Origin of the sequence: Burkholderia sp. SCN-KJ (genome assembly GCF_024656005.1) — a bacterium.
Lineage (GTDB): Bacteria > Pseudomonadota > Gammaproteobacteria > Burkholderiales > Burkholderiaceae > Burkholderia.
The window spans coordinates 383,624-395,548 of record NZ_JANKOG010000003.1 but is presented as its reverse complement, the minus strand read 5'-3'; the positions used below and the strand labels follow the sequence as shown (position 1 = coordinate 395,548).

Genomic DNA, 11,925 nt, shown 5'->3' with positions numbered 1-11,925 from the left:
CATCGAAGCCCTCACGCGGCGCGCGACGCGCGCCGTGCGGCGGCGCTCGTCCTTCGTTCAACGACGCATCGAGTTCATCGCCATGACTGACCGACACACTTTCCCCGTTTCCTCCGACGCCGCGCGCTGGCAATTCTGGATCGACCGCGGCGGCACCTTCACCGACATCGTCGCGCGCCGGCCCGACGGCTCGCTCGTCACGCACAAGCTGCTGTCGGAGAATCCCGAGCAGTATCGCGATGCGGCCGTGGCCGGCATCCGCCACCTGCTCGGCCTCGCCGACGGCGAGCCGATCACGCCCGAGCGCGTCGACATGGTGAAGATGGGCACGACGGTCGCAACCAACGCGCTGCTCGAACGCAAGGGCGAACGCACCGCGCTCGCGACGACGCGCGGCTTTCGCGACGTGCTGCGCATCGCGTACCAGAACCGGCCGCGCCTGTTCGATCTCGACATCGTGCTGCCCGATGCGCTGTACGAGACCGTCGTCGAGGTCGACGAGCGGATCGGCGCGCACGGCGACGTCGTCGTGCCGCTCGACGTGCAACGCGCGGAGGCGGCGTTGCGCCGCGTGTTCGACTCGGGCGTGCAGGCGCTGGCCATCGTGCTGATCCACGGCTATCGCTACACCGCGCACGAGCGCGCGCTGGCGGATCTCGCGCGCCGGATCGGCTTCACGCAGGTGTCGGTGTCGCACGAGGTGTCGCCGCTGATGAAGATGGTGTCGCGCGGCGATACGACGGTGGTCGACGCGTACCTGTCGCCGATCCTGCGCCGCTACGTCGAGCAGGTCGCGCACGAGATGCCCGGCGTGAACCTGCAGTTCATGCAGAGCAGCGGCGGCCTGACGCGCGCCGACGCGTTCCAGGGCAAGGACGCGATCCTGTCCGGCCCGGCCGGCGGTATCGTCGGGATGGTGCGCGCCGCGCGCGCGGCCGGCTTCGAGCGCGTGATCGGCTTCGACATGGGCGGCACGTCGACCGACGTGTCGCACTACAACGGCGAATTCGAGCGCGTGTTCGAGACGCAGGTGGCCGGCGTGCGGATGCGCGCGCCGATGATGAGCATCCACACGGTCGCGGCCGGCGGCGGTTCGGTGCTCGGCTTCGACGGCGCGCGGCTGCGCGTCGGGCCCGAATCGGCCGGCGCGAACCCGGGGCCGGCCGCCTACCGGCGTGGCGGCCCGCTGACGGTGACCGACTGCAACGTGATGCTCGGCAAGATCCAGCCCGATCACTTCCCGCGCGTGTTCGGCCCGCATGCGGACCAGCCGCTCGACCGCGACGGCGTGGCCGCGAAATTCGCGGCGCTCGCCGACGAGATTCACGCGGCGACCGGGCGGCGCGACACGCCCGAGGCGCTGGCCGAAGGGTTCCTGGAAATCGCGATCGGCAGCATGGCGAACGCGATCAAGAAGATCTCGGTGCAGCGCGGCCACGACGTGTCGCGCTACGTGCTGACGACGTTCGGCGGCGCGGGCGGCCAGCACGCCTGCGGCGTGGCCGACGCGCTCGGGATGACGCAGGTGTTCGCGCATCCGCTCGCGGGCGTGCTGTCCGCTTACGGGATGGGGCTCGCCGACCAGACCGCGATGCGCGAGCGCGCGGTGGAAGCCGTGTTGTCCGATGAATCGTTGCCGGCGCTGAACGCGACGCTCGACCGGCTGGCCGACGACGCGGTCGGCGCGCTGCTCGAACAGGGCGTGCCGCAGGAGCGCATCGCGACCGAGCGGCGCGTGCACCTGCGCTACCAGGGCACCGATTCCGCGCTCGACGTGCCGGCCGGCAGCGTCGCCGCGATGCAGCAGGCGTTCGAGGCCGCGTACCGGCAGCGCTATGCGTTCCTGATGCCCGGCACGCCGCTGGTTGCCGAGCTGGCATCGGTCGAGGCGATCGGCCGCTCGGATGCGCCGGTCGAGATCGCGCCGCTCGTGCCGCGCGACGCGGGCGCGGCGCCGCGCGCGCACAGCGCCGTGCGTTTCCATTCCGGCGGCCAATGGCACGACGCGGCGCTGTACGTGCGCGACTCGCTGCTGGCCGGCGACACGATCGACGGCCCGGCGATCGTCGCGGAGAAGAACGGCACGACCGTCGTCGAACCCGGCTGGCGCGCGCAGATGACCGCGCAAGGCAACCTCGTGCTGACGCGCACGACGCCGCTGCCGACGCGCCGCTCGCTCGGCACCGATGCCGATCCGGTGCGGCTCGAGATCTTCAACAACCTGTTCATGTCGATCGCCGAGCAGATGGGGCTGCGGCTGCAGAACACCGCGTATTCGGTGAACATCAAGGAGCGGCTCGACTTCTCGTGCGCGATCTTCGACGGCGACGGCAACCTGATCGCGAACGCGCCGCACATGCCGGTGCATCTCGGTTCGATGGGCGAGAGCATCCGCACGGTGATCGAGCGCAACCGCGGCCGCATGCGTGACGGCGACGTGTTCATGCTGAACGACCCGTATCACGGCGGCACGCACCTGCCGGACGTCACCGTCATCACGCCGGTGTTCGCGGACGGCTCGGACACGCCGCTGTTCTACGTCGGCTCGCGCGGCCACCATGCGGACATCGGCGGCACGACGCCGGGCTCGATGCCGCCCGATTCGACGCACATCGACGAAGAGGGCGTGCTGATCGACAACTGGCAGCTCGTGTCGGCGGGCGTGCTGCGCGATGCCGACACGCGCGCGCTGCTCGCGTCGGGCCGCTATCCGGCGCGCAACATCGAGCAGAACATGGCCGACCTGCGCGCGCAGGTCGCGGCGAACCAGAAGGGCGTCGACGAGCTGCGGCGGATGGTCGGGCAGTTCGGCCGCGACGTCGTGCTCGCGTTCATGGGGCACGTGCAGGACAACGCGGAAGAAGCGGTGCGGCGCGTGATCGGCGCGCTGCAGGACGGCGCGTATCGCTATCCGCTCGACAACGGCGCCGAGATTCGCGTGGCGATCCGCGTCGACCGCGCGGCGCGCCGCGCGGAGATCGACTTCACCGGCACGTCCGCGCAGCTCGACAACAACTTCAACGCGCCGAAGGCCGTCTGCATGGCCGCGGTGCTGTACGTGTTCCGCACGCTGGTCGGCGACGACATCCCGCTGAACGCCGGCTGCCTGAAGCCGCTGACGGTGATCGTGCCGGCGCGCTCGATGCTGAACCCCGAGTATCCGGCGGCCGTGGTATCGGGCAACGTCGAGACGTCGTCGGCGATCACCAACGCGCTGTACGGCGCGCTCGGCTGCGTCGCGTCGAGCCAAGGGACGATGAATAACTTCACGTTCGGCAATGACCGCTACCAGTACTACGAGACCATCGCCGGCGGCAGCGGCGCGGGCGACGGCTTCGCGGGCGTCGGCGCGGTGCAGACGCACATGACGAACTCGCGGCTGACCGACCCGGAGGTGCTCGAATGGCGCTATCCGGTGCGGCTCGACTCGCATCGGCTGCGCGCGGGTTCCGGCGGCACCGGGCGCTGGCGCGGCGGTGACGGCGCGGTGCGGCGAATCCGCTTCCTCGAGCCGATGACCGCGTCGATCCTGTCGAACAACCGGATCCACGCGCCGTTCGGCGCGGCGGGCGGCGAAGCCGGCGCGCTCGGCCGCAACACGATCGAGCGGGCGGACGGCACGGTCGAGACGCTCGAGCATATCGGCCGCGCGCAGATGGCGCCGGGCGACGTGTTCGTCGTCGAAACGCCGGGCGGCGGCGGGTACGGCGCGGCGGGCTGAGCGACAGGGTGTGACGCACGCGGAAAGCGGTTCGGCGGGGCGCCCGCCGCACCGCTTTCGCGCGTTCCGGGCGGCGATCGCACCGGTTCCATTCATGCTGCTGCATCGGCTGCGCGGTCCGGCGATCTATTCGCTCGCACCGATCGACGCGATGTTGCAACAGCGCTGGGAATAAGGGCGCGCATTCACGCACGAACGGCCACGAAAATCCCTGATTCCGCGCGCGGCGCAATGCGATCCGACCCCGCCGCCGCGCCGCGCCGACACGTCGCTGCCGGGATGCCGCGATTTCCCGCAAACCGCCGTCCGGCGGGGCGCTCCGGCGATTCCGCCGTCCTGGTTCGACGCGTTCGCGACCGGATTCGCGCAGCCCGCCAATCACGAAAAATCCGTCATGCCAACCGAGTTCCGGTTCCTTGACACCTCGTTCCAAATGTGAGTGCCAATCTTCTTCGTCATTTGATAAGATGGGTTCCATCATTCGTTTGGAAAACCTGCGCGCGAGATGCGCGAACGCCGGTTCGCATTGGTTGGAAACAAGTACGGAACGAGGGCCACTGGCACGGTCATCACGACTGCCCCGCCGGGTACGCGCGCTGCGCGCCCGGGGATCGGGGGCGGCCGGCTCGCCTCCGTCTACACTGTGCGTTTTTTCTGGATCGGGGCGTGTCCATGGATGACGAAAACGATCGCGCCGTGCTCGAAGCGCATCTCGGTACGCATAGCCCATGCTGGCGGCTCGGCAGCGACAGCAATGCACTCGAGCTGGCCGCCGTTCGCGGCCTGACCAATGCCGCGGTGGCACTGACCGGCGAGCAGGCCGCGCGGATCCGCGCGCTCACCGGCGTCACGTCGCACCTCGTGCTCGAACTCGCGCTGTTCGGCGATCCGGTCAGCCTCCATCTGGTCGGTAGGAAGGTCGATACCGCCAATTGGGCCGGCACCGCCTCCGCCTATTCCGATACCGCGTCCGTCGCGGGCGACCTCGCGCACGGGCTCGCGTTCGCCGAGCAGGTCGTGTCCGAGGTGAATTCGCTCGTCGTGATCCTCGACCGCAACGGCATGGTGCAGCGCTTCAACCGCCTGTGCGAGGAAGTGACCGGCAAGCGCGAGGTCGACGTGATCGGCCGCAGCGCGTTCGAGCTGTTCATGAGCCCCGACCAGGGTGCGCAGTCGCGCAGCAACATCACCGGCTTTTTCGCGAGCAACCGGGCGTTCGAGGTCGAGCGCTACATCAACACGGTCAACGGCCCGCGCCTGTTCCAGTTCCGCAACAAGTTCGTGCAGAGCGGCAGCGGCGCCGACGAGCAGTTCCTGATCTGCTCGGGCGTCGACGTCACCGAGGAGCGCAACGCGCAGAAGCGGCTCAGCGAACTCGCGAATTCCGACGTGCTGACCGGCTTGCCGAACCGTCACGCAATCAGCGAGCGCATCCGCGTCGCGCTGGCCGCGGACCGCACCGACGTGCGCGGCCAGGTCGGCATCCTGTTCCTCGATCTCGACAACTTCAAGCGCGTCAACGACCACTACGGGCACATCACCGGCGACCGCCTGCTGCAGGACGTGTCCATGGTCATCGGCGGCTGCCTGCCGTCCGGCGCGACGCTCGCGCGGCTCGGCGGCGACGAATTCCTGGTGCTGTTCGAGCACGGCACGCGGCCGCTGCTCGAGGCGACCGCGCAGATCATCCTCGAGCGGCTGCGTACGCCGATCCACCTCGGGTTGGTGGAGGTCTACACGAGCTGCTCGATCGGCATCGCGATGTATCCGCAGCACGGCGACTCGCTCGAAACGCTGATCCGCAGCGCCGACACCGCGATGTACGTCGCGAAGGAAGAGGGCAAGCATACGTACCGCGTGTTCTCGCTGGAGATGAACCAGAAGGTCGCGAAGTACATGTGGCTCGACACGAACCTGCGCAAGGCGCTCGAGGAAGAGCAGTTCGTGCTGCACTACCAGCCGGTCGTCGACATCGCGACCGGCGACGTGCACGCCGTCGAGGCGCTGATCCGCTGGCAGTCGCCGGATCGCGGGCTCGTCGCGCCGATCGAGTTCATCCGCTTCGCCGAGGAATCGGGGCTGATCGCGCCGCTCGGGCGCTGGGTGATGCGCACCGCGGCCGCGCAGGCCGCCGCGTGGAAGACGAAGGGGCTCGACGTGCGGATCGCGGTGAACGTATCCGCGCGGCAGTTGCAGGACATGAACATCGTCGATCAGTTCGCATCGATCCTCGACAGCGCCGGGTTGAAGCCGAGCCTCGTCGACATCGAGCTCACCGAAAGCAGCTTCATCGAGGATGAGGAAGCGGCGCACGAGCTGATGAAGCAGTTCCGCCACCTCGGCGCGGAGATTCACCTCGACGATTTCGGCACCGGCTATTCGTCGCTGTCGCAACTGTCGCGGCTGCCGCTCGATTCGATCAAGCTCGATCGCAGCTTCATCACGGGCATCGACCGCAACCCGCGCTCGCAGGCGCTGGTGCGCTCGGTCGTGTCGCTCGCGCGGGCGCTGAGTTTCTCGGTGGTCGCCGAGGGCGTCGAGACGCACGCGGAAGCCGAATTCCTGAAGCAGATCAACGTCGACCACGCGCAGGGTTTCTACTTCGCGCGGCCGATGCCGGCCCAGGCCTTCGAGGCCTGGCTCGCGGAAACGAGAAAGCTCAGGCTGATCGCCTGAGCCTCCCCGCATGACGGGCGCCGCCGGTTACGCGGCGGCGCGCCGCTCACGTCACACCGTGCGCAGTTTCGACACGCGCCGGTTCTGCAGCATCACCAGGCGTTCCATGTACGCGAGATCCTTCGGCTCGATCGTGAACGCCGCGTGCACCCAGTCCTCGGTGATGTCCATCAGCTCGGAACGCGTGAGATGGAACACGCGTTCGCGTGCGCGCAGCATCGCGCGGATGCCGTTCAGCTTCGGCTTCATCACGTCGATGAAGGTGCGTGTCGCGAGATATGCGTCGCCCGCGTCGAACGTCTGGTCGATCAGCCCGCGATCCTCGTACCACTCGGCCGCATGCGCCTCGCCGGACGAGATCAGCGATTCCGCGAGCCCGCGGTCCGCCTTGCGCGCGACCAGCGAATAGCCGCCCATGCCCGGGAACAGGTTGAACGCGATCTCGGGGAAGCCGAGCTTCACGCCCTTCTGCGCGAGCATGTAGTGGTGCGCGAGGGCGGCCTCGAAGCCGCCGCCCAGCGCGCTGCCCTCGATCATCGCGATCGAGATCGCCCCGGTGCCGAAGCCCGTGTAGATCTCGTATACGCCGTCGATGCACGAGCGCGCGTAGGCCATCAGCTGGTCGCGACGGCCGCTGCGGATCGCGTCGACGAAGAAGCTCAGGTCGCCGCCGACGTTGAACAGCTCGGGGACGAGCGAGCCCGTCACCCAGAAGTCGAACGGCAGGCCCGAGTCGCGTGCGACGCGCGCGAGATGGATGATGTCGGTGACGAGTTGCTGGTTGAAGCACGGCCGCGGCTCCGATCGCAGCATCATCCACATGACGTTGCGGCCTTCTTCGTAGAACGCGGTCAGCTGCGTGAGTTCGCCTGCTTCGTAAAACGGACGGCACGCCGGATGGGATTGGAGTTGCATGGTATGTCCTCGAGAGATGTGGTTTTTCAGAGACCGACGCGGCCGACGACGTGGAAACCTGCCCCCGCACGGCGCCGGCCGCGGGGCACCGCCATTGTTGCGCGCGCACAAATGTCGAATTGCGGGGAACAACGCATGACGGGGACGCGTGCGGGTATCGCGTCCGGCGCGAACCGTGCGGGTCATGCGGGCGATGTGAACGATGTGGTCGCTCGGTGGGAAAGCGGTGAAGAGAGGTGGGCGGGATCGGGCCGGTGGTCGTCGAGGGCCGCGAGGGCTGTGAAGGCGGCGAAGGTGCCGACGTAGCGACGGTGGCAAGTGCAGCGACGGCGGCCGCGATGGCGATGCCGTGCGCGATCTGCGCGTTCGGCCGGCGGGCGGTACGGGCACGCCGCTTCGGCCAACGCGCGGCGTGCCGGCCGCTTACGCGGTGAAAGCGAAGCCGTGCCGCCGACCACGTCTCATGGATTGTGCGGACTGGTGCAGCGGCCGGGCGTCGGCTAGTTTTAAAAGATGACGCCGCCGCGCCCGGCGTCCCGGGAGGGGACCGTGACCGCATTCCAGAAGATGTGGCAGCTGCTCGTCGGAAAGCCGCTGGACCCGCTCGATCCGCGCACGCGCCATGCGATCGCGGTGACGCCGTTGCTGGCCTGGGTCGGGCTCGGTGCGGACGGCCTGTCGTCGTCGTGCTACGGCCCGGAGGAGGCGTTCCTCGCGCTCGCGCACCACACGCCGCTTGCGCTGTTCCTCGCATGCGCCACCGCGGCGACCGTGTTCATCATCGCGCTCGGCTACAACCAGGTGATCGAGCTGTTTCCGACCGGCGGCGGCGGCTATCGCGTCGCGACCTCGCTGCTCGGGTCGAAGCCGGGGCTCGTGTCGGGCGCGGCGCTGCTGGTCGACTACGTGCTGACCGTCGCGACGTCGCTCGCGAGCGGTGTCGACGCGTTCTTCAGCCTGCTGCCGGTCAGTGCGCAGGCGTTCAAGCTCACGACCGAGATCGTGCTGATCCTGCTGATGACGGGGCTCAACTTCCGCGGGATGCGCGAATCGATCATGGTGCTGCTGCCGATCTTCATCGGCTTCGTCGTGCTGCATTTCGGGCTGATCGTGTACGGCGTCGCGGTGCACGGCAGCGCCCTGGCGACGATCGTGCCCGACGCGGTGCACGAGGCGCACGGGATGTCGCAATCGCTCGGCGTGTTCGTGATGCTCGCATTGCTGATGCGCGCGTTCTCGCTCGGCGGCGGCACCTATACGGGCCTCGAGGCCGTGTCGAACAACGTGAACATGCTCGCCGATCCGCGCGTGCCGAACGGCAAGGCGACGATGTGGTACATGTCGACGTCGCTCGCGTTCACGGCCGGCGGCATCATCCTGCTGTACATGCTGTGGCACGCACGGCCCGTCGAAGGCGAAACGCTCAACGCGGTCGTGTTCGGCAGCGTGATCGATCATCTCGGGCTCGGCTCCGCGTTCGCGCGCCACGCGCTGCTCGCGGCGGTACTCGCGTTCGAGGCAGGGCTGCTGCTGGTCGGCGCGCAGACGGGTTTTCTCGACGGGCCGGCGGTGCTGTCGAACATGGCGTCGGACTCGTGGGTGCCGCGCCATTTCCGCGACCTGTCGACGCGCCTCGTGCGGCAGAACGGCATCATCGTCGTCGGCCTGTCGGGCCTCCTGATCCTGTTGTGGACGCACGGCAGCGTCGACGTGCTCGTCGTGCTGTACAGCATCAACGTGTTCCTCACGTTCAGCATGTCGCTGCTGGGGCTGTGCACGTACTGGTGGCGCCATCGCAGCGAGCGCGGCTGGTTAAAGCACTTCTTCCTGTCGGCGCTCGGGTTCAGCGTGACGTCGACGGTGCTCGTCATCACGCTGATCGAGAAGTTCACGGCCGGCGGCTGGCTCACGGTGCTCGTGACGAGCGCGGTGATCGCGCTGTGCGTCATGATCAATCGCCACTACGCGTACACGCGCGCGCAGCTCGCGAAGGAAGACGCGCTGTTCTCGGGGCCGCCGCCGGAAGTCGACGAGGCGACGGCGCCGGGCAAGCCCGATCCGTCGCAGCCGACGGCCGTGCTGCTGGTCGGCAAGCATCGCGGCGCGAGCATGCATGCGCTGCTGTGGGTCAACCGGCTGTTTCCCGGGCACTTTCGCAACGTGATCTTTCTCGCGGTGGGCGAGGTCGATGCGAAAGCGTACGACGGGCACGAGCATCTCGAGCGGCTGCGTCACACGATCACCGAGGCGCTCGACTACTACGTCGCGCACTGCCGCCGTAACGGCATCGCGGCCGACTACCGGATCGCGTTCGGCACGAACCCGGTCGTCGAATTCATGAACCTCGCGTCGTCGACGCTCGATGCCTATCCGAACGCGGTGTGCTTCGCGAGCAAGCTGATCTTCAGGCGCGTGAATTTCCTGACTGCGTGGCTGCACAACCAGACGCCGGTCGAATTGCAGGCGCGGCTGCACGTCGAGGGGCGGCAGATGGTGCTGCTGCCGATGAACGTCGGGTAGCGATGCACACGGAAGACGCCCGCGCACGCTTGGAAACGATTCAACATGACGTGGCGCGTCAGATTGTTCAGTATTCGAAAGCTTTTGCCCGTTTTCCCGGAAAGATTTGATAAGATGCGCGCGCTTCGACGCCATCAACAGAACGACAAATCCTTTCCGAGGGGCTCAATGAAGAACGCAGCATCGTCCGTATTCCATGTCGCACGCCGTGGCCGCAACGCACTGTTCGCCGCCGCGCTGCTGTCGCTTTCGTCGCTGGCGAGCGCTGGCGGCGACAAGCCGGGTGCGAAAGATCATCCGTTGCTCACGCGTTTCGCCGGCGCGACCATCACCGCATATTCGCAGACGCCGTTCGACGAGGCGTTCTTGCCGAACCAGCCGATCGACGACGAGAGGACCGCCAAGGGCCTGAATCTCGAAGGCAAGATCACGCGGATCTCGTACGCGATCGACGGCGGCCGGTCGACGCTGGAAGTCGAGCGCAACTATCTCGACGCGCTGCAGAAGGGGGGCTTCCAGATTCTGTTCCGCTGTACCGCGGAGCAGTGCGGAAAGAGCGGCGGCAGCGACTTCCAGAGCGTCGTGATCAATTCCGGCCGGCTGCGGCAGGCGGGCGGCGGCGACGCGAACTTCGGCGACAAGCACCGCACGATCCTCGCGAAGCTGCCGCGAGCGTCCGGCGATGCGTATGTGTTCCTGCACATCATGGACAGTTCGGCATCGAACAAGCGCACGCTCGTCTACGAGGAAGTCGTCGAGGTGAAGCCGATGCAGACCGGGCAAGTCAAGGTGCTCGATTCCGGTGCGCTGCAGAAGGGCCTCGCCGCGACGGGGAAGATCGCGTTGTACGGCATCTACTTCGACACCGACAAGGCGCAGGTGAAGCCCGAGTCGAAGCCACAGCTCGACGAGATGGCGAAGCTGCTGACCGCGAACCAGGCGCTGAAGGTGTACATCGTCGGCCATACCGACAATCAAGGGCAGTTCGCGCACAACGCCGACCTGTCGCAAAAGCGTGCGGAGGCCGTCGCGCAGGCACTGGCGACGACCTACAAGATCGCGCCGGCGCGGCTCGTCGCGAAGGGTGTCGCGTCGCTGTCGCCGGTTGCGTCCAACGGCGACGACGCAGGCCGCGCGCAGAACCGCCGCGTCGAACTCGTGCAGCAATAACGCACGCTGGACCGGGCGCACGCGCTGCTGCGCCTGCGTCCGTCAATCGATCATCGACACCATGAAGATCCTGATCGCAGCCGGACTGGCCGGCTTTGCCGTCTCGACATTCGCGCAGACCGTCTCGCCCGGCGCGCCCTTCGGTGCCCGTTGCTGTCCTCGAGAAACATGTGCCGCCATTCCGGGGCTGTACGCTTGAGGGGGCTCGACGTGCGCGACGCGCTTTCCGCTTACGAATGGTGATGCGTATGCGAGCGTGGCGAGCGATGCGACGAGCGGTGCAGCAGCCGGTCGCGCGTGCGGTCGCGGCTGCGCCATTCCGCGAAGAACAGCACCGCGAATACGAGGACCACGAGCATCAGGATGATCGCGACGATAGCGTTTTCCATGTCGCCTCCGGCAGGTAGGGCCGGTGCCGGTCGTTCCGACCCCGGGCCGCGAACGCGTACGGCGCGGCGGAAACGGGGGCAAGAACGAGGGCCGGGCCGCGTTCAGCATCGGCGTCGCTTCGATCAGCGCGATTCCGAGTCGCGCGCCGATCGCAGCGCCGATTCGCTCAGGATGCCACCGTTCGAGATGCAGCGCACCGATCAGGATCACGCCCGGCAGTGCGAACGCGATCACGAGATAACCGATTTCGAAATCGTTGTCGATCGGCACGATGCCTCCTTCCCCATGTCGGCGTGTCGAATTCACCGGATCGTCATGCGCTTCGGCGACCTCGCACGCGCGGCGTTACGCGCCAAAATTATGTGTCACGACATGACATAAATGGCGATCACGCAGCAAGCATCGCGCGAAAGTGCGACAGTCATGCCTGCATGACGCAGGCGCGCTTCCTCGTGCGCCCGGTGCATGGCGGCGCGGGCCGCCGCCCCGTGGCTTGACGCTCGCGGGCACGTCACCCACACTGGGTTGAACGA

The 11,925-nt window shown here is 67.7% G+C and carries 6 protein-coding genes; 4 read left to right on the top strand and 2 right to left on the bottom strand.

Going from position 1 to position 11,925, the window contains the following annotated elements; genetic code table 11:
- Nucleotides 1-82: 82 nt before the first annotated feature.
- Both NQV17_RS07615 and pdeR read left to right on the top strand, forming a co-directional pair.
- A complete protein-coding gene (locus tag NQV17_RS07615; RefSeq protein ID WP_257771019.1) occupies nt 83-3,721 on the top strand; it encodes a hydantoinase B/oxoprolinase family protein in 3,639 nt (1,212 codons plus the stop codon).
- A gap of 672 nt (nt 3,722-4,393) precedes the next feature.
- The gene (pdeR, locus tag NQV17_RS07610) at nt 4,394-6,397 is read left to right on the top strand and encodes a cyclic di-GMP phosphodiesterase (protein WP_257771017.1); all 2,004 of its coding nucleotides are present in this window, start codon (nt 4,394-4,396) and stop codon (nt 6,395-6,397) included.
- Between the two features lie 51 nt (nt 6,398-6,448).
- Here pdeR and NQV17_RS07605 read toward each other — a convergent pair whose 3' ends face one another.
- Complete coding sequence (locus tag NQV17_RS07605; protein ID WP_257771015.1) at nt 6,449-7,312, bottom strand: crotonase/enoyl-CoA hydratase family protein; 864 nt, start codon at nt 7,310-7,312, stop codon at nt 6,449-6,451.
- 549 nt (nt 7,313-7,861) lie between these two features.
- On the opposite strand from NQV17_RS07605, the gene NQV17_RS07600 reads away from it, so the two are divergent.
- Both NQV17_RS07600 and NQV17_RS07595 read left to right on the top strand, forming a co-directional pair.
- Nucleotides 7,862-9,832 (top strand): APC family permease, encoded by a 1,971-nt coding sequence (locus NQV17_RS07600; protein WP_257771013.1) that lies wholly within the window; start codon nt 7,862-7,864, stop codon nt 9,830-9,832.
- A 168-nt stretch (nt 9,833-10,000) separates the two neighbouring features.
- Nucleotides 10,001-11,002: an OmpA family protein gene (locus NQV17_RS07595; RefSeq protein ID WP_257771011.1), complete on the top strand. Its 1,002-nt coding sequence runs from the start codon at nt 10,001-10,003 to the stop codon at nt 11,000-11,002.
- A gap of 42 nt (nt 11,003-11,044) precedes the next feature.
- Here NQV17_RS07595 and NQV17_RS07590 read toward each other — a convergent pair whose 3' ends face one another.
- On the bottom strand, nt 11,045-11,662 hold the full coding sequence (locus NQV17_RS07590; RefSeq protein ID WP_257771247.1) for a hypothetical protein: 618 nt from the start codon (nt 11,660-11,662) through the stop codon (nt 11,045-11,047).
- Nucleotides 11,663-11,925: the final 263 nt, after the last annotated feature.